This is a genomic window from Nocardia sp. NBC_00508 (assembly GCF_036346875.1).
Classification (GTDB): domain Bacteria; phylum Actinomycetota; class Actinomycetes; order Mycobacteriales; family Mycobacteriaceae; genus Nocardia.
The window spans coordinates 1780171-1802692 of the sequence record NZ_CP107852.1; the positions used below are offsets into that span (position 1 = coordinate 1780171).

19 protein-coding genes are annotated in these 22522 nt (G+C 69.4%); 7 read left to right on the forward strand and 12 right to left on the reverse strand.

The window, feature by feature from the left end; all coding sequences use genetic code 11:
* The first annotated feature begins 5 nt into the window (after positions 1-5).
* The 4 genes from OHA40_RS08010 to OHA40_RS08025 all read left to right on the forward strand — a co-directional run bounded on the left by OHA40_RS08010 (position 6) and on the right by OHA40_RS08025 (position 4589).
* Positions 6-926 (forward strand): ferritin-like domain-containing protein, encoded by a 921-nt coding sequence (locus OHA40_RS08010; protein WP_330234090.1) that lies wholly within the window; start codon positions 6-8, stop codon positions 924-926.
* Positions 927-937: 11 nt separating this feature from the next.
* Entirely contained in the window at positions 938-2443 is a 1506-nt protein-coding gene (locus tag OHA40_RS08015; RefSeq protein ID WP_330232432.1) for a flavin-containing monooxygenase, read from the forward strand.
* Positions 2444-2537: 94 nt separating this feature from the next.
* Positions 2538-3332 carry a MerR family transcriptional regulator gene (locus OHA40_RS08020; protein ID WP_330232433.1) on the forward strand — a complete coding sequence of 265 codons (795 nt, stop codon included), beginning with the start codon at positions 2538-2540 and terminating at the stop codon, positions 3330-3332.
* A 162-nt stretch (positions 3333-3494) separates the two neighbouring features.
* Positions 3495-4589: a methyltransferase gene (locus OHA40_RS08025; RefSeq protein ID WP_330232434.1), complete on the forward strand. Its 1095-nt coding sequence runs from the start codon at positions 3495-3497 to the stop codon at positions 4587-4589.
* Positions 4590-4659: 70 nt separating this feature from the next.
* On the opposite strand, the gene OHA40_RS08030 is transcribed toward OHA40_RS08025, so the two are convergent.
* Both OHA40_RS08030 and OHA40_RS08035 read right to left on the reverse strand, forming a co-directional pair.
* The gene (locus OHA40_RS08030) at positions 4660-5010 is read right to left on the reverse strand and encodes a hypothetical protein (protein WP_330232435.1); all 351 of its coding nucleotides are present in this window, start codon (positions 5008-5010) and stop codon (positions 4660-4662) included.
* A gap of 183 nt (positions 5011-5193) precedes the next feature.
* Positions 5194-5526, reverse strand: coding sequence for a hypothetical protein (locus tag OHA40_RS08035; protein WP_330232436.1), 333 nt, complete (start codon positions 5524-5526; stop codon positions 5194-5196).
* Between the two features lie 124 nt (positions 5527-5650).
* Here OHA40_RS08035 and OHA40_RS08040 point away from each other — a divergent pair, with 124 nt between their 5' ends.
* The 3 genes from OHA40_RS08040 (at position 5651) to OHA40_RS08050 (ending at position 8131) form a co-directional block, all read left to right on the forward strand.
* Positions 5651-6355, forward strand: coding sequence for an ESX secretion-associated protein EspG (locus tag OHA40_RS08040; RefSeq protein WP_330232437.1), 705 nt, complete (start codon positions 5651-5653; stop codon positions 6353-6355).
* Positions 6356-6446: 91 nt separating this feature from the next.
* Entirely contained in the window at positions 6447-6821 is a 375-nt protein-coding gene (locus tag OHA40_RS08045; RefSeq protein WP_330232438.1) for a hypothetical protein, read from the forward strand.
* Entirely contained in the window at positions 6818-8131 is a 1314-nt protein-coding gene (locus OHA40_RS08050) for a hypothetical protein (protein WP_330232439.1), read from the forward strand. The genes OHA40_RS08045 and OHA40_RS08050 overlap by 4 nt, the downstream gene beginning before the upstream one ends.
* Positions 8132-8204: 73 nt before the next feature.
* On the opposite strand, the gene proB is transcribed toward OHA40_RS08050, so the two are convergent.
* From proB to OHA40_RS08100, 10 genes are all read right to left on the reverse strand, one after another.
* Positions 8205-9347, reverse strand: a complete 1143-nt coding sequence (gene proB, locus OHA40_RS08055; RefSeq protein ID WP_442943949.1) for a glutamate 5-kinase — start codon at positions 9345-9347, stop codon at positions 8205-8207.
* Positions 9348-9487: 140 nt separating this feature from the next.
* Positions 9488-10942, reverse strand: a complete 1455-nt coding sequence (obgE, locus tag OHA40_RS08060) for a GTPase ObgE (protein WP_330232440.1) — start codon at positions 10940-10942, stop codon at positions 9488-9490.
* Positions 10943-11062: 120 nt separating this feature from the next.
* Positions 11063-11329 (reverse strand): 50S ribosomal protein L27, encoded by a 267-nt coding sequence (gene rpmA, locus OHA40_RS08065; RefSeq protein WP_067478569.1) that lies wholly within the window; start codon positions 11327-11329, stop codon positions 11063-11065.
* A gap of 22 nt (positions 11330-11351) precedes the next feature.
* Positions 11352-11663: a 50S ribosomal protein L21 gene (gene rplU, locus OHA40_RS08070; RefSeq protein ID WP_043688633.1), complete on the reverse strand. Its 312-nt coding sequence runs from the start codon at positions 11661-11663 to the stop codon at positions 11352-11354.
* A 335-nt stretch (positions 11664-11998) separates the two neighbouring features.
* A complete protein-coding gene (locus OHA40_RS08075) occupies positions 11999-15427 on the reverse strand; it encodes a translation initiation factor IF-2 N-terminal domain-containing protein (protein ID WP_330232441.1) in 3429 nt (1142 codons plus the stop codon).
* A 470-nt stretch (positions 15428-15897) separates the two neighbouring features.
* On the reverse strand, positions 15898-16314 hold the full coding sequence (ndk, locus tag OHA40_RS08080) for a nucleoside-diphosphate kinase (protein WP_330232442.1): 417 nt from the start codon (positions 16312-16314) through the stop codon (positions 15898-15900).
* Between the two features lie 196 nt (positions 16315-16510).
* Entirely contained in the window at positions 16511-16927 is a 417-nt protein-coding gene (locus OHA40_RS08085) for a DUF4233 domain-containing protein (RefSeq protein ID WP_330232443.1), read from the reverse strand.
* 46 nt (positions 16928-16973) lie between these two features.
* A complete protein-coding gene (gene folC, locus OHA40_RS08090; protein WP_330234092.1) occupies positions 16974-18344 on the reverse strand; it encodes a bifunctional tetrahydrofolate synthase/dihydrofolate synthase in 1371 nt (456 codons plus the stop codon).
* Between the two features lie 92 nt (positions 18345-18436).
* Complete coding sequence (locus tag OHA40_RS08095) at positions 18437-21115, reverse strand: valine--tRNA ligase (RefSeq protein WP_330232444.1); 2679 nt, start codon at positions 21113-21115, stop codon at positions 18437-18439.
* Positions 21116-21439: 324 nt separating this feature from the next.
* Complete coding sequence (locus OHA40_RS08100; RefSeq protein WP_330232445.1) at positions 21440-22363, reverse strand: NAD(P)/FAD-dependent oxidoreductase; 924 nt, start codon at positions 22361-22363, stop codon at positions 21440-21442.
* Positions 22364-22522 lie beyond the last annotated feature (159 nt).

Here is a 22522-nt window from a genome sequence, read left to right on the forward strand (position 1 = left end):
TGGCCATCGCGATGGACTTCGACGACATGCTCCGCAAGATCAAGGACCGCCAGTGGGCGCTGGCCGACATCGACTGGGACGCACCCGGCGCCGAGACGATCACGCCCGAACTGCATGCCAGACTGAAGCCGTTCATGGCCGACCTGATGTGGATCGAGAACGTGGGCGCGCGCGGCTTCGCGGCGATGGCCAAAAAGGCGCCGACCGAAACGCTGCGCGAAATCTATCGCTACTTCCACGCCGAGGAGCAGAAACACGCCAATGCCGAGCTGGCGCTGATGCGCCGATGGGGCATGCTCGACGGCGACGAGATCCCGCAGCCGAACGTGAACGTCAAGCTGGTGATCGACTTCCTGGACAAGTACTCCGACGACATGTCCCTGTCGTTCCTCGGCACCGTGATCCCGATGCTCGAGGTGGCGCTGGACGGGGCGCTGATCAAGTTCGTCATGGACGAGATCGACGACCCGGTCTGCCAGGCGGCGTTCCGGAAGATCAATTCCGACGAATCCCGGCATCTGGCCGTCGATTTCGCGGTGATGGATCTGCTCGGGCACGCGCAGATGCGCAAGTTGCTCATCGACCTGGTCGGCGGCTGGGCCAAGCCCTCGCTGATCCTCGGCGTGCTCAGCTACGTGCCGCTGCTGAACAAGATGCGCGACAACATCGTCGCGATGGGCGTCGACGAACAGAAGCTCTACAAGGCGCTCGAGCGGTATGCGAACGTCGGCGAGCGCAGCGAATTCGCCCGCAGGCTCCCGATGTACCAGATCGTCAAGCTGCACGGAGGCTGGGTGATCAACCGCGACCACCCGTACCACCTGGTTGCCGACGCGCTGGTGAAGATCACCGGCTTGGTGCCGAAGGCCCTGCTGCGCAAGGACCCCACCTGGTCGAAGGAACTGACCTACGAGCCCGCCGCATGACAAGGGAACCGATGAGCACGCACACCCTCGACGTCGCCGTGATCGGCGGCGGGTTCGCCGGGATCGGCACGGCCATCCGCCTGAAGCAGCACGGAATCCACGATTTCGCGATCTTCGAACGGGGCACCGCCGTCGGTGGAACCTGGCGCGACAACACCTATCCCGGTGCGGCGTGCGACATTCCGTCGCGGCTGTATTCCTACAGTTTCGCGCCGAATCCGAATTGGTCGCACACTTACTCCGGCAGCGCCGAGATCCTCGGCTATATCGAGGCGATGGCCGCCGAGTTCCGGCTCGGTCCGCATGTCCGGCTCCGGCACAACGTCACGGGCATCGTGTTCGACGAGCGGGCCGGAGTTTGGGAGATCGCCGTCGAAGGGCACGCGCACCCGGTTCTGGCGCGCACGATAGTGCTGGCATCGGGGCCGCTGGCCAACGCCGGTCTCGTGGATATTCGCGGCATCGAGACCTACCGGGGTCACAAGATCCACAGCGCCCGATGGGATCACGACTACGACTTCACCCGCAAGCGGGTCGCGGTGGTCGGCACCGGGGCCAGCGCGGTCCAGATCATTCCGGAGCTGGTCGAGAAGGCCGCCTCGGTGAAGGTGTTCCAGCGCACGCCCGGCTGGGTGCTACCGCGGATCAACCGGCGGACCGCCGTCCTCACCAAGGAGTTCTACCGCCGAGTGCCCGCGGCCGAACAGCTGGCGCGGCGCGCGTGGTACTACGGGCACGAGTCGGTCGCGCTGGGCGTGGTCTGGAATACGCCGCTGACCAGAGTGGTCGAGCTGGTCGGCAAGGCGCAGCTGCGCAGGCAGGTCAAGGACCCCTGGCTGCGCCGTCAGCTCACCCCGGACTTCCGGGCGGGCTGCAAGCGCCTGCTGATGACCGACGACTACTACCCCGCGCTGCAACACGACAACTGCAAACTGATCACCTGGCCCATCGCCCGAATCTCCGAGCAGGGTATTCGCACCGCGGAAGGCATTGAGCACCAAGCCGATTGCATCGTCTTCGCGACCGGGTTCGACGTATCCAAGACCGGGACACCCATTCCGGTGGCCGGGCTCGACGGGCGCATCCTCGCCGAGGAGTGGGCGCGCGGCGCGTATGCCTACAAGAGCGTCGCGGTCTCCGGATATCCCAACCTGTTCCTGACGTTCGGACCCAATTCCGGACCGGGGCACAACTCGGCGCTGGTGTACCTGGAAGCCCAGATCGACTACCTGGTCAGCGCGATCGGCACGATTCTGGCCCGGGATCTGCGGATACTCGACGTGCGGCGGGACCGTCAGGACCAATACAACGCCGACATCCAGCGCAGGCTCACCGCCACCACCTGGAACTCGGGATGCCGCAGTTGGTATCTCACCGAGGACGGCTTCAACGCGACGATGTATCCGGGCTTCGCCAGTCAGTACGTCCATCAGCTGCGTACGGTCGACCTCGACGACTACGTGGTGGTCGAGGCGCGCGCCGACCAGCGGCAACGGCGGGTCGTACCGGTTTCCTAGGTGCCGAACGGGCGGCGGCGCGGGCGATAGACTCGGTCCGCGGGAATTCCGCAGTGCGCCGCCGGTCTGCCCGGCGCAGTGGTGAGCGAGGGAGGTGAGGTCGACGCCGGAGTACCGGATCGACGATCTCGCGCGCGCCGCGGGCACCACTACCCGCAATGTGCGCGCCTACCAGGAACGCGGGCTGCTGCCGCCGCCGGTCGGCAAGGACGGGCGGGCCAGCATCTACGACGATTCGCACCTGGAGCGGCTGCGCCTGATCGACGCGCTGCTCCAGCGCGGCTTCACCACCGCGCACATCGCCGACTTCATCACCAGCTGGGAAACCGGCAAGGACCTGACCGAAGTACTCGGACTGCAACACGCCGTGACGGCGTCCTGGGCCAAGGACGAGACCTTCGAGGTGCCGCGCGAGCTGATCGGCACCATTCTCGGCGCCGAAGCCGACGAGCTGGTCGACCGTCTGCGGGAGATGAAACTCGTCCGGCTGGAGGGCGAGACGGTGGTGTTCACCGACACCCAGCTGCTCACCTCGTTCGCCGAACTGCACGAGTACGGTCTCGAACTGCGCACGCTCATCGAGATCTACGCCAAGGTGGCCGACCGGATCGATGACATCACCCACATCATGATCACCGCCGCCAAGCAGCACATCATCGATGAGCGCGGGCCCGGCTGGCTGCCGGACACCAGCAGCGAAATCGCCGACACCACAACGATGCTCAACAAGATGCGCGAACTGGCGGTCGCCTCGGTGCACGCCACCCTGGCCCGGTCGCTGGACGTCACCCTGCGGCGCGAACTCGGCGAGTACCTCGCCACGGCCGCCGACCGGGAGCGTCGGCGGACCGAGGCCGGCACGAGATCTGAGCCGCCGACTCGCGCCTGAGCCTTCGAGCACTCCGCGATCGGCCGCGGCGCCCGCCCGCCCCTCAGTTTCCGCGGCGGCGCGAGCAGATGCCGCATGCACGCGTGCGCCCACTGAACCGGCCGCCGCGACGTACCCTTCTGGACAAGCGCAGAGTGCCGACCTTCGACGGATGGAGTCGCCGTGGCGTCCGACCGACCGAGAATTCCTCCGCGGCCGCTGGTGCGGGCCATCGAATCGGTCCGCACGGTACTGGCCTTGGCGTTTCGCAAGCTGGTGCCGGGACACATCGCGCTGATGGAACTGATCGCCGCAGGGTGGATCACGCAGGCGATCCACGCCGCCGCGGCGCTCGGGGTGGCCGACGAACTCGCGCAAGGGCCGCGGTCGAGCGCGGAACTCGCCGCGGCGGTCGGCGCCGACGAGGCCGCGTTGCGGCGCCTGCTGCGGCTGTTGATCAGCTACGGCATCTTCACTCGGCAGCGCGACGGACGGTACGCGCTCACCCCGATGGCGCAGGCGCTGCGGCGCGACGCGGACGTCTCACTGCGCGACGCGGCGCTGTTCTTCGGTTCGGCCGCACACCGCAACCACTGGTCGCACCTCGTCGACGCCGTGCGCACCGGCCGACCCGTCGGCGAGGAATTGGACGGGATGCCGTTCTTCGACTACGTGCAGCACGATCGCGAACTCGGCGAGCTGTTCGACCGCGCGATGACCAGCATCAGCACGCTGGCGATGGAACCGCTGCTGGCGGCCTACGACTTCGGACGCTACGAGACCCTCGTCGACGTCGGCGGCGGCGAGGGAACCCTGCTCACCGAGATCCTGCGCCGCGCGCCGCGGTCGCGCGGCATCCTGTTCGACCTCCCCGAAGTGGTGGCCGCCGCGCCCGCCCGGCTCGCCGAACTCGGCCTCGCCGAACGCTGCACCGTCGAAGGCGGATCGTTCTTCGACAGCGTCCCCAAGGGCGGCGACGCCTACATCCTCAAACACATCCTGCACGACTGGGCCGAGCAGGACGCGGGCCGCATCCTGGACGCACTGCGAGCGGCCATGGAGCCCGACGCCCGGCTGCTGATCATCGAGCTCGTGGTCCCCGAACACGCCGGTCCGCACCCGAGCAAGTTCATCGACCTGGAGATGCTGGTCAACGCGGGCGGCCGGGAACGGACCGAGACCGAGTACCGGGAGTTCCTCGCCCGCCACGGATTCACCCTGGCCAGGCGGGTGCCAACGGTCTCCCCCGACAACGTCCTGGAAGCACGGCCCGCCTGAACGCCGACCGCGCGCACAGCGGTATCGGCGAGGGTCTCGCACGCTGATCGGCCGATGGTGCCCGCCTTCCCTAGGGCGCGGCGGGAATGACGAACGCGAGCGTCGCGATTCCCACCGAGCCATCCGAAACACAGGTGGCGCGCATCGGCTTGCCGACCTTCGTTTGCTGCGATTCGAAGCCGCTGTAGTGGCCGAACACGAGTCCGGAGTGCCCCGGCGGCACGAAGAAACCGAGGCACTCGGCTTCCAAGACCGCCGACCCCTCACCGCTATGACACAGTGCGGCCGCGTCGGTGACACCGCGGTCCACATAGCAGCCCGTCGGCATCGCACCGGCGGCCCCCGCACCGGCGAAGAGGAGACCACCCCCGAAGGGCAGCAGACCGATAGCCACGCTTACTCGCCACATCATGGTGTGCACCGCAATCCTCCTCGGCAGATCTCAGCCAACCTGGTTTGGTGCGGGGCCGCCCATCGCCCTCGCGTCGCGCCCTGTCCCGATATTGCATCAGAATCGGACGAGACGGTCGAGCGCGACACCCATGACGTGCTTCGGCTCGATCAGGACGAGATCGCCGAACACCGCCGCCGGAAGCATGGGAGTTCATCGGCGGCACGTGCGGTCCGCCGCGCATCGACGACGCGGAATCAACAACAGCCGCAAAAGGATCCACGTCGCCTCTGGGAATGCCCTCATCGATTCGGACGTGAGATAGATCACGCCGACGAGGAAGCGATCGAAGCCGCCATGCCGCTGCGGTCCGAACCGGGAATAACGAAATACGTTCTGCCGCAACCGATGCGAGTGTTCCCATGCATGTGGAGCGGCGATCGTCGAGGCATCGCCCCTAGAACCCGCACGAAACACGCCTTCGGTCGCCGTACCGAGCACAGCGCCCCGACGCGCGGCACGGAACACACCGAAGATGCTGGTCACGCCTCCGAAAGTGCGCTGCGGCGACGGCCCGCAATCCTGGTCGCGCGCATGACGTCTCCGGCCGGACATCGGACCGCTAGGCTACGGACAGCGTCGGCGGGTTCGGTGAGGATGTGATTCGGCCGTGGATTGGACCTTCACTCCGGACGAGTTCGCCCATATCTGGCGCGAGACCGACCTGGATCGCCACCCGTATCCCCTGCGCATCCTGGAGACGCCGCGCACCGAGGACGAGGCCGACAAGCTGCGCATCGTCCTGGCCGAGCGGCTACCGCTCGGCTCCGACCCCGATCTGTCTGCCTGCCTGCGCATTCTGGCCGAGCCGCACACCAGGATCGTCGCGATCGGCGGCGCCCACCGGCCGGGCAGCGAGCTGCGGCTGCTGGCCGCCGCGATCTACGACCGCGCCGTGCTGGCGGTGCAGGAACCCGGGTCGAGACCGGATTTCGGTGGCCGCGTGCGGGTTTCGATTGGACACAGTGCCAAATTGGGCCAGCGGATCACGGCGCTGCTGCCGAAGACACCGCCGGGCAAGGAACCTCCTCGCGTCGCGTCCGGCGACGCGGTGCGCGACCAGGAGACCGTGCCCACACGCCGATCGGCCGCGCCGCGGATCCGCAAGCTGCTGCTCGAGCCGCACACCGCCGAGGGGCACATCAGAATCGAACCGCGGCTGGATCGTCCGGCTCCGCCGCCGCCGATCCACTACTCCTGGATCGACGTGCAGGGCGACGGGCGGTATCTGATCAAGGCGGGCGACGAGGTGCGCATCACCCCGGCTTCGCCGGAGCAGATCGCCGCGCAACTGCAGAAACGCATTCCCGCTTAGGTCGCGTCGGCGGCCGAGGGCGATGACTTTGCTGACCCGGCACCGGCTTCCGGCTAATCTGAGGCGGACCGACCGATCTCAGGGGTGAGCGATGACGATCGAGACCAGCCGAACCGATATCGCCCGATTCAAGGAGGCGGCGCAGGCCGGGACCGTTCAGTTCGATCCGGCGGCGGCGCGGCAGTGCGCCGAGATGTACGACCGGCAGGCCGATCGGCTGCTCCACCTACAGCAGCGCCTCGAAGCCGCGGCGGAACTCGGCGGATTCGGCGGATTCGTCTCCGCGCAGCAGTTGCAGGCCGGTTTCAGCCACAAGGCGCGGGATGCCGCCGCTCTGCTCGACCACTATATCGAGGCGGCCTACCGGATGAAGGAAGCGTTCCTGATCAGCGGCGGTCTGTTCGAAGAGGCCGACGCCGCACATGCCGCAGCTCTGCGCGCCGTCGAGCCGAGGCTGTCGCGATGACCGGCTCCGATCCCACCTACATCAGCTCGATGGAGCATTTCGAGTCGCTGCGGCACGAGGAGATCTATGCCAAAGCCCAGCAGATCGACGCCGCGCAGGTGTTGCACGCCTCGGCAACCTGGCTCGAGGTGGCCGGAGCCCTCACCACGTCGTTCCCACTCACCGGCGGCGGAGTGGACCGCGTGATGGACTCCGTGCAGTGGCGAGGCGCGGCCGCCGACGCGGCCTTGGCCGGCGCACGCAGCTTCGCGGCGTCGGCCGATGAACTGGCGGCAGTGCTGGGTCAGGTCGGAGCCCGGCTCGGCGGTGTCGCCGCGGCCGCCGAGGCGGTGAAGCTCGCGGTGGTGCCGCCCGGCGGGTCCGGACCGGTCGGCGCAATCGCGAAGGCGCTGGAGGCCGCCCGCGTCATCGACGCGCAGATGGCGCAGGAAGCACTGCGTCAGGAGGCCCTGCTCGCGATGAACATGGTCTACAAGCCCGCCTACTCCGCGGCGGGAACCGCCGTGCCCGCACTCCCCGAGCCGCCCGCCCTCCCCGCCGCGCCGTCCGCACCGCGGGTGGGCTCGCCCACGCCCAGATACGCGGCGCCGCAGCAGACGCCACCGAACGACCAATCCACCCCAGACGCAAAGCAACCCGACCCATCCGCACCGGAATCGCCTGCGCCCTCGCATAACCCGGTGCCGCCCGCCCAGCCGAAGCCCGAGACACCGCAGTCTCCGTCGGCGCCACCTACCCAGCAAACTCCCCCGCCCCAGCAACCCCCTTCCACCGAGCAGACACCGCAACCCACGCCATCACCCGAACCTGCACCACCGACACCCGCACCCGAGCAGGCACCGCCTACGCCGTCACCCGAACCTGCACCGCCGACACCCTCACCCGAACCCGCACCGCCGACACCCTCACCCGAACCCGCACCGCCCACGCCATCACCCCAACCTGCACCGCCGACACCCTCACCCGAACCCGCACCGCCGACGCAGCAGGCACCACCGACAACTCCGACACCGCCCAGTCCTCCTCCCGCACCGCAGGTCCCGGAGCCCACGCAACCGCCGAGCCCGTCCGCACCCCCGCCACCGCTGCCGACTCCACCACCCGCGCCGCAGATCCCGGAACCGGCCCAACCGCCGAGCCCACCCCAGGCACCGCCGCCCGCGCCACCTGCGCAGCCCCCACTGCCCGGCCCTGCCCGGCCGCCGACCGAGCTGCCCGACCCGGGCGGCCAGCCCGGCGTCACCGGTCCGGTGGAGGGCAACCAAGGGCATATACCCACCACCAACCAACCCGGCGTCGTCCCGTCCTGATCGCGAACCTGCGTCCGCACCGCGGCTCGGACTCGCCCGCGATCTCGCGGAGCGTGCCGGGCTGGTCGCGAAATTACACCTTGACCAGGTCGTCGGCGTGGATGACGGGGCGTTGCATGGTCTCGGGGAGTTCGTCGGTGGAGCGGCCGAGCATGCCGGCCAGTTCGGTGCTGTCGTATTCGACGACGCCGCGCGCGACGACGCGGCCGTCGGGGCCGACCAGGTCGACCACGTCGCCGCCGTAGAAGCGGCCGCGGACGCCGACGATGCCCGCGGCGAGCAGTGACCGACGCCGGTGCGCCACCGCCTGGACCGCGCCGTCGTCGATGAGCAGCGCGCCGCGGCTGTCGGCCGCGTGCCGGACCCAGAACTTGCGCGCGGACAACCGCACCGGGCGGGCGGCGAACGCGGTGCCGACGGTGCCGGCGGTGAGGGCGGTGGCGGCCGAGGAGGCGGCAGCAAGCAGAACGGGTACGCCCGCGTCGGCGGCCAACCGAGCCGCGGATAGCTTGGACGCCATGCCGCCGGTGCCCAGCGCGCCGCCGCTGCCCGCGATCACGCCGTCCAGGTCGCCGCTGCTGCGGACCTCGGGAATGAAATTGGCCGCGCCCTTGCGGGGGTCGCCGTCGTAGAGGCCCTCCACATCGGACAGCAGCACGAGCGCGTCCGCCCCGACCAGGTGTGCGACCAGCGCGGCGAGCCGGTCGTTGTCGCCGAAGCGGATCTCTTCCGTGGCGACGGTGTCGTTTTCGTTCACCACCGCCACCGCGCCGAGCGAACGCAGCCGATCCAGGGTGCGTTGTGCGTTGCGATGGTGTTCGCGGCGGGCGAAGTCGTCGGCGCTCAACAGCACCTGGCCGACGGTGCGGCCGTAGCGAGCGAACGAGGTACCCCACGCGTGGGCAAGCGCCAGTTGACCAACGCTCGCGGCCGCTTGCTTGGTGGCCAGGTCACGCGGACGACTGGTGAGCCCCAGCGGCGCGATACCCGCGCCGATCGCCCCGGAGGACACCACGACCACATCGGACCCCGCACGCATCCGCGCCTCCACCGCATCCGCGAGCCGATCCAGTCGCGCGGTGTCCAGACCGCCTTTCAGACTGGTCAGCGCGGACGAACCGATCTTCACCACCACCCGCCGCGCCGACACGATCGCCAGCCGAGCCTCGCTCAGACCCGGCGAATCCGTCGCCGCGGTCACCGAAGTCACCTGCATCGCCACCGAACTCCCTGCACCACAATCGAATCCACCGCAGTCGAGGCGGATGTCACGATCGGCCCTCGACCGCGAACGATCGAGCCCGCCACGCGGGACATGCACCTCGGCGACGCCACGACTCGACCGCCGTCCACGTCCTACTCCTCGTCCTCGCGCACCAACCCGCGCCGCACCCGGGACGCGTGTTTGCGCTCGGCCGCGCGCACCCGGTCGGTCTGCTCCAACCGGACATCTGTGCCGCGCCCGGTGGGCACCATGTCGATGCCCGCCGAGATCTGCGGCTCCCACTCGAAGGTCACGTCGCCGATGGTCACCGGCGCTCCCGGCTCGGCCCCCAACCGCACCAGCTCGTCCTCGACGCCGAGGCGGGCGAGACGGTCGGCCAGGTAGCCGACGGCCTCGTCGTTGTCGAATTGGGTTTGGCGCACCCAGCGCTCCGGCCGGGTGCCGCGCACGATGAACCCGCCCGGCTCCTCCGGGTCGGCGACCACGCTGAACCCTGTCTCGTCCACCGCGATCGGACGGATCACCGGGCGCTTGGGCGCCGCCTTCGGATGCTCCTCGCGGTACTTCAGCACCAGGTCGGCAAGAGCGAACATCAAAGGGCGCAGGCCCGCTCGGCTCACCGCGGAGATCTCGAACACCGGCCAGCCCCGCTCGGTGAATTCCGGGGTCACCATTTCGGCCAGCTCGGCGGCGTCGGGCACGTCGATCTTGTTCAGGATCACCACGCGCGGGCGGTCGGCCAGATCACCGAGCCCGGCGTCGGCACTCAGCGCGGGGCGGTAGGCGGCGAGTTCGGCTTCGAGCGCGTCCACGTCGGACACCGGGTCGCGCCCCGGCTCCAGTGTGGCGCAGTCCACCACGTGTGCGAGCACCGCGCAGCGTTCCAAGTGCCGCAAGAAGTCCAGGCCCAGTCCGCGTCCTTCGCTGGCGCCGGGAATCAGGCCGGGCACATCCGCGACGGTGAAGGTGGTGTCACCGCTGGCGACAACACCGAGGTTGGGCACCAACGTGGTGAACGGGTAGTCGGCGATCTTCGGCTTGGCCGCCGACAGCACCGACACCAGCGACGACTTGCCCGCCGACGGAAAACCCACGAGCCCGACATCGGCGACCGATTTCAGCTCCAACACCAGCTCGAGCTCTTCGCCGTCCTCGCCGAACAGCGCGAAACCGGGCGCTTTGCGCGCCTTCGAGGCCAAAGCGGCGTTGCCCAGCCCACCGCGTCCGCCGCGGGCGACGATGAAGCGGTTGCCGGCACCGACCAGGTCGACGAGCACCTTGCCGTCGTCGTCGAGCACCATGGTGCCGTCGGGCACCTTCAGCACCAGGTCGCCACCCTGCTTGCCGTCACGGTTGCCGCCCTCGCCCGGCTTGCCGTTGCCTGCCTTGGCGTGCGGGTGGAAGTGGAAGTCCAATAGGGTGTGCACGCCTGCGTCGACCTCGAGGATCACGTCTCCGCCGTTGCCGCCGTTGCCGCCGTCGGGGCCGCCGAGCGGCTTGAACTTCTCCCGGTGCACCGAGGCGCAACCGTGGCCGCCCTTACCCGCACGCACATGCAGTACGACACGGTCGATGAACTTGGACATACGCCGAATCATCCTCCTTCGGGACTGGTCGTACTCGGATCTGGTCGGCCGGGAACACGAAAAACGGGCCAGGGTTTCGAGACCCTGACCCGCTCGTTGTGTCCGGAAGTGGTTCGGCGGTCAGGCCTGAACCGGCTCCGGGACCACGATGTTGACGGTCTTGCGTCCACGCTTGGAGCCGAACTCCACCGCGCCCGCAGCGAGGGCGAACAGGGTGTCGTCACCGCCACGACCGACGTTCACGCCGGGGTGGAAGTGGGTGCCGCGCTGACGCACCAGGATCTCGCCCGCCTTGACCGTCTGGCCGCCGAAGCGCTTGACGCCGAGTCGCTGGGCGTTGGAATCGCGTCCGTTCCGGGAGCTGGACGCGCCCTTCTTGTGTGCCATAGCTGATTCTCCTCGGGATGTCTTACTTGATGCCGGTGACCTTCAGGACCGTCAGCGGCTGACGGTGACCCTGGCGCTTGTGGTAGCCGGTCTTGTTCTTGAACTTGTGGATGCGGATCTTCGGGCCCTTGGTCTGCTCGACCACCTCGGCGGCCACGGAGACCTCGGCCAGCTTCGCGGCATCGGTGGTCAGCTCGGCGCCATCGACGACCAGGACCGGATCCAGCGCCACGGCGGTGCCCGGCGCACCCTCGATCTTCTCGACCTTCACCAGGTCACCGACCGCGACCTTGTACTGCTTTCCGCCGGTCTTGACGATCGCGTACGTTGCCATCGGTCGGCTGCCCTTCTTCCTGTAGTGCTCGGCACTTGCTCACGCGGCGACTTCCCGGGTCTGATCCACCGGAAACCGCCACACGACTGGTCTGGTAATCGCCGCCGCCTCGGCGCCTGGTGGCTCCCGGTATCGAACTGACGAGAACCGGGCCACGAAGACAAAACATGTTGTCACCGGGCAGCGACTGTCCAAGATTACAGGACGGCCGCCGCCACAACCAAACCGGCGTCCGGGCGCATACCCCGCCTATGCCACCGGCGCACTGCCGATACGCACGTAGCCCCCGCCGGTCGCACCGACGAGGGCCACGGGACGTGAGCGACGACTCAGTGCTACGCGTCCGGCGCGCCCGCCGGTCGCCCGACCGCCCGCCTGCGCGGCCGACTGCGCTGCGGCAATTCGACCGGAGCGGACTCGGAGTAGTCGATGGTAGGCGCGGGTGCCTGCTCAGCGGTGGGCAGCACGAACACCGCGCCCGAGCTATCCGCGGCGGGTGCGGCAGCCGAACGAGCAACCCTCCGGCGCCGAGCCGGGCGGTCCTGCCCCGATTCGGCCACACCGTTGGTGGTCGCCGGAGCACCGGACTCGACCGCCGAAGCAGACTCCACAGCCTGCACGGGCTCTGTTGCCAGAGCAGGCTCCGCAGTCCGAGCGGGCTCGGCAGCATGAGCAGGCTGTGGGGCCTGCGCGGGCTCGGCAACCCGAGCGGGTTCAGCAGCCTGCGCGGTCTCAGCCTGCACGGCTTCGGCAGCGCCTACCGGCTCGGCACCGCGAGCGGGCGCCGCGGCCTGCGCGGGCTCGGCAGCCGGGGCGGCCTCCGCAGCCCGGGCGGGCTCCGGCTCCACGGCGTCCACAGCCGCGACGGGCTCCGCCTGTTCGACGACCTCGACGACTTCGGCGGGCTCGGTCTCGGGCTCCTCGGCGGGCACCGCCACGGCGGCGTGGACAGTCGCCGCGCTCAGCGACTCCGCGGCGGCGCCGTCTTCGACGGCCGCGGCGAATTCGTCGGCCACCGCGGGCTCGACGGCCTCGGCCGTCTCCGCCCGAGTCTCAGCGACCGCTGACGCCGCAGCGGCCTTGTCGCCGGCCTGCGTCGCCTCCTGGTCGTCCTCGGGCTGGTGCGCGGCCATTGCCAGCGCCGCGGGGTGCGCCCGCTTGACGGCGGGGCCCTCCTCGGCGTGGTCGGCGGCGGGACCGGACCCATTCGACGGCTGGGCTTGGGCGGCCGCGCCCTTGTCCCGGCCGCGCCGCCTGCGCGAACCGCTTTCCCGGGTCCGCCCGGCGGCTTCCTCGCCCGAGCCGGGCTCCACCGGGTAGGCGTGCACCAGGATGCCGCGGCCGTGGCAGTGCTCGCAGGTGGTGGAGAACGCCTCGACCAGGCCGGTGCCCAGCTTCTTGCGGGTCATCTGGACCAAGCCCAGCGAGGTGACCTCGGAAACCTGATGGCGGGTACGGTCGCGGCCGAGCGCCTCGGTGAGGCGGCGCAGCACCAGATCGCGGTTGGACTCGAGCACCATGTCGATGAAGTCGACGACGATCATGCCGCCGATATCGCGCAGCCGCATCTGGCGCACGATCTCCTCGGCCGCCTCCAAGTTGTTCCTGGTGACCGTCTCCTCCAGGTTGCTACCGCCGGAACCGGTGAACTTGCCGGTGTTCACGTCGATGACCGTCATCGCCTCGGTGCGGTCGATCACCAGGGTGCCGCCGGAGGGCAGCCATACCTTGCGATCCAGGGCCTTGGCGAGCTGCTCGTCGATCCGGTGGGCCTCGAACACGTCGACGCCGCTGTTCTCGTGCCGGGCAACCCGGGCGAGCAGGTCCGGCGCGACGGTGCCGATGTACTTCTCCACCGTGCTCCAGGCCCGGTCGCCTTCGATGACCAGTTTGGAGAAATCCTCGTTGAAAAGGTCGCGGATGACCTTGACCAGGAGGTCCGGCTCCTCGTACAGCGACTTGGGCGCGTTGTTGTCCTTGCCGGTCTGCTCCTGGATCGTGCGCCAGGTGGCCTGCAGCCGTTCCACGTCGCGGGCCAGTTCGGTCTCGCTGACGCCCTCGGATGCGGTGCGGATGATCACGCCGGCGTCGGCGGGAACGATCTCGCGCAGGATCTCCTTCAGGCGCTTGCGTTCGGTATCGGGCAGCTTCCGGCTGATCCCGGTGGAGGTGCCGCCCGGCACGTACACCAGGAAGCGCCCGGCCAGGCTGATCTGCGTGGTCAGGCGGGCGCCCTTGTGACCGACCGGGTCCTTGCTCACCTGGACGAGCACCTGGGCGCCCGGCTTGAGCGCCTGCTCGATCTTGCGCTCCTTGCCGCCGAGCCCGGCTGCCTCCCAGTTCACCTCACCGGCGTAGAGCACACCGTTGCGGCCGCGGCCGATATCGACGAACGCCGCCTCCATGCTGGGCAGCACGTTCTGCACCTTGCCCAGGTAGACGTTGCCGACCATGGACGCGGAACCGGTGCTGGTGACGAAGTGCTCGACCAGGACGTTGTCTTCGAGCACCGCGACCTGCGTCGCGGTGGGATGGTCCGGGAAGGACTTCTCGCGCACCACCATCACCCGGTCGACCGCCTCGCGCCGGGCCAGGAACTCCGACTCGGTCAGGATCGGCGGACGGCGGCGGCCGGCTTCGCGGCCATCGCGCCGCCGCTGCCGCTTGGCTTCCAGCCGGGTGGAACCGGTGATGCCCTGGACCTCGTCCACTGTGGCGCGGCTGCGCGTCTTGTTGCGCGGCTCGCGCTCGTGCACGACCGTGTTCGGCGGATCGTCGTCGGCGGACTCGCTCTCGCCGGATTCGCCGGCCACCTTGCGGCGACGGCGACGACGGCGACGACGGCTCGAGCCCTCCGGCACCCCGTCGTCGTCCTCGGCGTCGTCGGTGGTGGCCTCGGCAGGCTCTGCCGCCTCGCCGGTCTCGGGAGTCGACTCGTCCTCGGTTTCGGACTCGGTCTCCTCGCCCTCGTCGGCTTCGGACTGCTGTTCGCCGCGACCGCGACCACGTCCGCGGCGACCGCGACGTCTGCGCCGTGGCTGGCCCTCGGCGTCACCCTGCTGGTCGGACGACTCGCGCTCGTCCTCGGCGACCTCGGTCTCGTCCTCGGCGACCTCGGTCTCGTCCTCGGCGGGCTCGGGTGTGGTCTCCTCGGTGCGCCGGGTCTCGCGTTCCGAGCGACGCTGCCTGCGCGCCTGCTCCGCGGCGGCGGCGTCCGGCGACAGGAACAGCGGCGCCTGCACGACGGCGGCCGATTCGAACACCGGCGGGGTGGCCGGTTCCGGTTCCTGCCGCACCACATGGGTGAACAACTGCGTCGTCGGCTGGTGCGCCGCGCCGACGCTCGGCGGCTGTCCGGGGCTCACCGCTTCCGGCGCGGAGAAGATGACGCCCGCGGCGGCGAAAGGTGTTCCGGTCTGTGGTTGTGGAGCGGGTTCCGGCGGTTCAGCCGCCGCGGGGGCGGTGGCGGCCGCCTGCGCGGTGCCCTTATCCGCCGGTTCCGCGGTGGGCGGCTGCGCGCTGGACTGCTCCTGTTCGGCCGCGGCGTCCGCCTCGACCGGCGCCAAAGCGTCGCGCACCGACTCCGCGACGGCTCGGTCGACGTTCGATTGCGCGCTGCGCGCGTCCGCCCCCATCTCGGTCAGTTTGGCCAGGATGCGCTTGCTCGTTACCCCCAGCAGCTTGGCGAGTGCGTGGACTCGGATTCGCTCCGGCAATTGTTCGGCATCCTGTGATGTTGTTTCCAGCGGCTCTTGATCGGCCACGAAGTCTCCTCGAACCCCCGGGCGCGTCCCTCCCAACGGGAGTGACGCGGCCGACGCGGGGGCGCTGTCCGTTCGACTCGCACCCGGTGGGCGCGAGGTCATGTGGTCTCGCCCCGCGTGCCCGGTTATCTCCTCGGTCGTTCGTCATTCGGGCTAACTGGTCACGCGGCGCCTGGCTGTATGGCTGAACTCCGCGGATCGAGCGCTCATCCAGCGTGCCGACGCGAACAGCGAGCCCGATAACCAGGCCTTTTGTCCGTAGCAGCGATGATCGGCATCGAACCGCAGTGTCATCCGGCTGCACTCGTCACGTCTTGTTCGCGCACCTGCACGAACAGTCGGCATCTAATGCAGCCGATGCCAGTATCCCACACCGCGCGCCGGGCGTTCGCCATCGGCGCTCGGGTCCGTCCCGCCCGCGGCGCGTTCGCCCTGCTCTGAGCGGCCCGGGCACGACGGTCCAGACCCGATCAGGCGGGCAGCTCCGGGAACCAGAGGGCGATCTCACGCTTGGCCGATTCGGGCGAATCAGACCCGTGCACCAGGTTCTCCTGCGTCTCGAGAGCGAAGTCTCCGCGAATGCTGCCTGGCACGGCCTTCTCGACCGGATCGGTGCCGCCGGCGATCTGCCGGAACGCCGCGATGGCCCGCGGGCCCTCCAGGATGGCCGCGACGACCGGTCCCGAAGTGATGAACTCGATCAGGGAACCGAAGAACGGCTTCTCGGCGTGCTCGGCGTAGTGGCCCTTGGCCAGCTCCTCGGACACCTGCTTCAGCTCGAGGGCGACGATCTTCAGCCCCTTGCGCTCGATGCGTGCCAGCACCTCGCCGACAAGGCCACGGGATACCCCGTCCGGCTTGATGAGTACCAACGTCTGCTCAGTCACGGCGCACAGCCTATCCGGCAACCTTCCGGGCGACTCACCAGCGGTCGTTCCGGGGCGCCTGGGCCTGCGGACTGCGTCGCGGAAGCGCTCTCTCGTCGATCGCCGCCTACGTCCTCGTCATCGGCTGGACCGCGCCGACGATGCTCTATACGGCGTTACACGAGTACACACCTCGGCGCGGACCGTGCGACGGCGGCTAGTCGCGCCGGATTCGCTGGCTCGGCAGCAAGCCCTTTTCCATCCGGCCCCGCACGTCGGCGCGCAGCATCAGGATGAAGCTCCAGACCAGGGCGAACACCACGCCGATGATGCCGATGGAGAGGTGGATGAACGCGCCGAGCAGGACGAGCGCTTGCAGCGCGAGGTTGAACGGCAAGGCCCAAGGCCGCCGCTGCAACCCGGCGCCGAGGAACATCGCCACCGCGAGGACCACGAGGTAGGTGCCGGACAGCCAAGTCACCCCACCGCCGACGTCGGCGACCACCGGCAGCGCGAGCAACACCACGATCGCCTCGAGCACCAGGGTGCCCGCCATCACCCCGCGGAAGCCCTTCCACGGGTCGGTCGCGGGCGGCGGCACCGGCCGCTCGCCCTGGTCGGCGGGTTCACTCATGCTGTGCCCTCCTCAGCGTGCACGGCCCACCTCCGGGCCCGACCCGTCATGCCGGGTCCTTCCCGAACAGCGCGCGGGTCGCGCCCGCCGTCACCACGGAGCCCGTGACGACGACGCCCGCTCCGGACACCATCTCGCCTTGTTCGCCGACCTCTTCGGCCATGGCGATCGCGGTCTCCAGCGCGTCCGGCAACGTGGTCGCGGTGACCACCCGCTCGTCGCCGAACCGCTGTACCGCGAGATCGGACAGGGTCTCCACGTCCAGCGCGCGCGGCGAGCCGTTCGTGGTGACGACGATCTCGTCGAACACCGGCTCCAGCGCGGCGAGGATGCCTGCGGCGTCCTTGTCGCCGAGCACCGCGATCACGCCGACCAGCTTGCGGAAGTCGAACTCCGTGGTGAGCGTCGCGGCGAGCGCCCGCGCGCCCGCCGGGTTGTGCGCGGCGTCGATGAAGATGGTCGGCGCATTGCGGACGCGCTCGAGCCGGCCCGGGCTGGTCACGCTCGCGAACCCGGCGCGCACGGCGTCGACGTCGAGCCGGCGCTGCGCGCCCGCGCCGAAGAACGCCTCCACCGCCGCGAGCGCGAGCACCGCGTTGCGCGCCTGGTGCTCACCGTGCAGCGGCAGGAAGATCTCGTCGTACACCCCGCCGAGGCCCTGCAACTCGAGCTGCTGCCCGCCGACCGCGATCTGGCGGGCGAGCACGCGGAACTCGGCGCCCTCGCGCGCGACCGCGGCGTCCACCTCGACGGCGCGGCGCAGCAGCACCTCCATCGCCTCCGGCTCCTGCTCCGCGATCACCGCGACGTTGTCGCGTGGCACCACGCTGTCCGGTACGCGCTTGATGATCCCGGCCTTCTCCTTCGCGATCGAGGTCAGGTCGGGGCCGAGGTAGTCGATGTGGTCCAGGCCGATCGGCGTGATCACCGCGACCTGCCCGTCGATCACGTTGGTGGCGTCCCAGGTGCCGCCCATGCCGGTCTCGACGACGGCGACATCGACAGGCGCCTCGGCGAATGCGGCGAATGCCATCCCGGTGAGCACCTCGAACTTGCTCATGGCGGGCCCGCTCGCGGCCGCCGACTGCTTGTCGATCATCTCGACGTACGGCAGCAGTTCCCGGTAGGTCGCCACATACTTCGCCGGGGAGATCGGCGCGTTGTCGATGCTGATCCGCTCGGTGGCCAGCTGCAGGTGCGGGCTGGTGATCCGGCCGGTCCGCCGGTGCAGCGCGGTGAGCAGCGCGTCGATCATCCTGGTCACCGAGGTCTTGCCGTTGGTGCCCGCGACGTGGATCGCCGGATAGCTCTGCTGCGGCGAGCCGAGCAGATCCATCAGCGTGGCGATCCTGGTGAGCGTCGGCTCGATCTTGGTCTCCGGCCAGCGCTGGTCGAGTTCCGCCTCGACCAGCGCCATCTCGGCCAGTTCCACCGGCGACGGCCCGGACCCGAGCCGCGCACCGCCGCCACGGCGCTCATCGTCGCCGTACTGCGGTTCCGGCTCGTGGTTCACTTGCCGCTCAGCTCCGCCAGTCGGGCCCCGATGCGGGCCACTTCGTCGGCGGCGACCTGCTGCCTGTTCTTGATCTTGTCGACCACGTGCTCGGGCGCCTTGGCCAGGAACGCCTCGTTGCCGAGCTTGGCGGCGGTGCCCTGGAGTTCCTTCTGCGCGGCGGCCAGGTCCTTTTCCAGCCGGCGGCGTTCGGCGTCCAGGTCGACCGCGCCGGAGGTGTCCAGCTCGACCGTCACCGTCGCCGTGCTCAGACGCACCTCCACCGACGCGGTCGCGGCGAAATCGGCTCCGGACTCGGTGAGCCGGGCCAAGTTCGCCACCGACGGGCCGAGCTCGCCGAGCCCCGCTGCGTCCACGCCGATCAGCTTGGCCGCCACCTTCTGCTTGTCGGCCAGGCCCTGGTCGCTGCGGAACCGCCGGATCTCCGTGATCAACCGCTGGGTATCGGCGATCCGTTGCGCCGCAGCCTGATCGGCGGGAACGCCGGAGGCCTGCGGCCACGGCGCGACGACCACCGACTCATCGCCGGTCAGCGCCTGCCACAACGCCTCGGTGACGAACGGGATGACCGGATGCAGCAGGCGAAGCACCGCGTCCAGCACCGCCCCGAGCACCAGTTGGGTCGCATCGGCGCGCGCACCCTCGGCGGCGAACTGCACCTTGGCCAATTCCAGGTACCAGTCGCACAGTTCGTCCCAGGCGAAGTGGTAGAGCGCCTCACATGCTTTGCCGAACTCGTAGGCGTCGAACGCCGAATCCGTTTCGGCGCGTACCTCGTCCAGCCGGTCCAGGATCCAGCGGTCGGCGTCGGTGAGCTGCGCGCGGTCGGGCAGATCGCCGACGCGCGCGCCGTTCATCAGCGCGAACTTGACGGCGTTGAACAGCTTGGTCACGAAGCTGCGCGCGGCGAGCACGTGCGGCTCGCCGACCGAGAGGTCACCGCCGGGCTGCGCGCCGCGGGCGAGGGTGAAGCGCGTGGCATCGGCGCCGAAGGTGTTGATCCAGTCCAGCGGGTCGATGCCGTTGCCGCGCGACTTGGACATCTTCTTGCCGAACTGGTCGCGGATCAGGCCGTGCAGGAACACGTCCTTGAACGGCACCTGACGCTCGCCGCCCTTGCCCGTGGTCAGCACGGCGTCCTCGGCGACATAGGTGCCGAACATCATCATCCGCGCCACCCAGAAGAACAGGATGTCGTAGCCGGTGACGAGAACACTCGTGGGATAGAACTTCTCGAGTTCGGCGCTGGCGTGCGGCCAGCCCATGGTGGAGAACGGCCACAGGCCGGAGGAGAACCAGGTGTCGAGCACGTCGGGGTCCTGCACCCAACCCTCGGGCGCCTGCTCGTCGGGACCGACGCACACCACTTCGCCCTCGGGGCCGTACCAGATCGGGATGCGGTGGCCCCACCACAGCTGACGCGAGATGCACCAGTCGTGCATGTCGTCGACCCAGCCGAACCACCGCGGCTCCTGGCTCTTCGGATGGATCACGGTGTCGCCGCCGCGCACCGCGTCGCCTGCGGCCTTGGCCAGCGATTCCACCTTCACCCACCACTGCATGGACAGGCGCGGCTCGATCGGCTCGCCGGTGCGCTCGGAGTGCCCGACGCTGTGCTGGTACGGCCGCTTCTCGGCGACGACCCGGCCTTCGTCGGCGAGCCGCTCGCGCACCTCGACCCGCGCCTCGAAACGATCCATACCGTCGAATTCGGTTCCGGTGCCGGTGATCCGGCCGCGCTCGTCCATGATGGTCGGCATCGGCAGGCCGTGCCGCAGACCCATCTCGAAGTCGTTGGGGTCGTGTGCGGGTGTGATCTTCACCGCACCCGAACCGAATTCGGGATCGACGTAGTCGTCGGCGATGATCGGGATCTGCCGCCCGGTGATCGGATGCTCCAGGGTGGTGCCGATCAGGTCCCGGTAGCGCGGGTCCTCGGGGTGCACGGCCACCGCGGTGTCGCCGAGCATGGTCTCCACCCGGGTGGTCGCCACGACGACATGCGGCTCGTCGTCTTTCAGCGACCCGTAGCGCAGCGAGACCAGCTCACCTTGCACATCCTCGTACTTGACCTCGATATCCGAGATCGCGGTGCGCAGTTCCGGCGACCAGTTCACCAGGCGCTCGGCGCGGTAGATCAGGCCCGCGTCGTAGAGCCGCTTGAACATGGTCTGCACAGCGCGGGACAGGCCGTCGTCCATGGTGAAGCGATCCCGGCTCCAGTCGACGCCGTCGCCGAGCGCGCGCATCTGCCATTGGATGGCGCCGCCGGACTCTCGCTTCCAGTCCCACACCTTTTGGACGAACAGTTCGCGGCCGAAGTCTTCCTTCGTCTTGCCGTCCACCGCGAGCTGCTTTTCCACCACGGTCTGGGTGGCGATGCCCGCATGGTCCATGCCGGGCAGCCACAGCACCTCGTAGCCCTGCATCCGCTTGCGGCGCGACAGGGTGTCCATCAGGGTGTGGTCGAGCGCGTGGCCCATGTGGAGCGTGCCGGTGACGTTCGGTGGCGGCAGCACGATCGAGTAGGGGGGCTTGCCGCTGGCGGTGTCGGCGGTGAAATAGCCAGCATCTACCCAGCGCTCGTACATCTCGGCCTCTACGTCGCTGGGGGTCCAGCTCTTGGGGAGGGCATCGGCACGATTACGCGTGTTGTCAGGGGCTGCGCTGGTCACCCCGCGATTCTAGAGCGCGTCGATCCGTGCACTTCGGGTCGGTCGACCCGCCTGGCACCAGGCAGGCGAATTCCCGCGCGAATCCGCGGGACGTGCCGATCGGCGCCCGCAGGGTAACCACCGTTCACCGGGGCCGGTCGAGGGGCTTACCTTACCGATCGAAGGTGCGCCATTCCTGGCTGAAGACAAAATAAGGCGGAGTCTTCGGTGGATGAGGGACACCGAACACTCCGCCTATGTCAGTAGCTTACCGGCGATCCGAGACCGGACCCGGAATCCATAAGTAATTCTCAGCTTCCGGCATTTTCTACCCCGACATTCCCTTTATCGGGCGGGCACGCCCAGGTCCGCCATCACCAAGTCGCCGTTGATCGCGATCGCCGCGGTGGAGCCCGCGCCCGCCGCCGAAATCACCTGGGCTGCCGGGTTGCCGACGTTGCCCGCGGCCCAGACACCCGGAACGCTGGTGCGTCCGGTCGGGTCGGTGACCACCCAACCGGCGTCGTCGAACGCGCAGCCCAGCGCGACGAGCAGGGCGTCGTTGGCACGGAAGGTCGGGGCGACGAACATCGCCGTCCGGGGCACCGCCCTACCGTCGGACAGTTCCACTCCGCGCAGCACGTCGTCCACGACGAACCGTGCGACCTCCCCCTCGAGCACACGAACCCCGCGCGCGTCCAACTGGGCGCGGTCGCCGTCCGAGAGCGTCATCGTGTGCGGGAAGAAGATCACGTCCTGCGACCACTGCGGCAGCAACAGCGCCAAGTGCACCGCGCGCGCCACCGCGCCCGGCTCGCGGCCGCCGAGCACTCCGATCGGCTGGTCACGGACCTCGTAGCCGTGGCAGTACGGGCAGTGCAGCACGTCGCGACCCCAGCGCTCGCGCACGCCGGGCAGCTCCGGCAGTTCGTCCCGCAGTCCGGTGGCGACCACCACGCGGCGTGCCCGCAACGACCCGCCTCGTCCGAGCCGCAGTGTGTAGTCGTCCGAGGCGGCGCCCGCATCGATGACGACGTCATCGATCACTTCCGCGCCGTAGCCCACGACCTCGGCGACCCCGGCCGCCAGCAGAGCCGCGGGCGCCATTCCGTCGCGCGACAAGAACCCGTGCATGTGCTCGGCGGGCGCGTTCCGCGGCGCGCCGCCGTCTACCACCGCGACGCGTCGCCGCGCCCTGGCCAAGACCAGCGCCGCGGACAGTCCTGCCGCGCCGCCACCCACGATCACCACGTCGTATGTCTCGCTCATTGGGGCACCATCCCTTCTGCAGCCCGAACAGTTAGGGTTGTTGTCTCTCGGTTCCGGTGGGTGCATGGCCTTCGTCGCGTGCCATTTGATGGCCAGCATGAGTTCTGCCAGCCCCACCGGGCCGAGGGCCGCGGACCGGCGTCAGGGACATGCCCCGCA

Excerpts from the sequence above, each read along its gene's own strand:
- rplU (WP_043688633.1), bottom strand. The coding sequence starts at position 11,663 with ATGGCAACGTACGCGATCGTCAAGACCGGCGGAAAGCAGTACAAGGTC.
- proB (WP_442943949.1), bottom strand. The coding sequence starts at position 9,347 with ATGCAGGTGACTTCGGTGACCGCGGCGACGGATTCGCCGGGTCTGAGC.
- obgE (WP_330232440.1), bottom strand. The coding sequence starts at position 10,942 with ATGTCCAAGTTCATCGACCGTGTCGTACTGCATGTGCGTGCGGGTAAG.
- OHA40_RS08045 (WP_330232438.1), top strand. The coding sequence starts at position 6,447 with ATGACGATCGAGACCAGCCGAACCGATATCGCCCGATTCAAGGAGGCG.
- rpmA (WP_067478569.1), bottom strand. The coding sequence starts at position 11,329 with ATGGCACACAAGAAGGGCGCGTCCAGCTCCCGGAACGGACGCGATTCC.
- folC (WP_330234092.1), bottom strand. The coding sequence starts at position 18,344 with ATGGCGCTGGTCGAGGCGGAACTCGACCAGCGCTGGCCGGAGACCAAG.
- OHA40_RS08085 (WP_330232443.1), bottom strand. The coding sequence starts at position 16,927 with ATGAGTGAACCCGCCGACCAGGGCGAGCGGCCGGTGCCGCCGCCCGCG.
- OHA40_RS08015 (WP_330232432.1), top strand. The coding sequence starts at position 938 with ATGAGCACGCACACCCTCGACGTCGCCGTGATCGGCGGCGGGTTCGCC.
- OHA40_RS08050 (WP_330232439.1), top strand. The coding sequence starts at position 6,818 with ATGACCGGCTCCGATCCCACCTACATCAGCTCGATGGAGCATTTCGAG.
- OHA40_RS08100 (WP_330232445.1), bottom strand. The coding sequence starts at position 22,363 with ATGAGCGAGACATACGACGTGGTGATCGTGGGTGGCGGCGCGGCAGGA.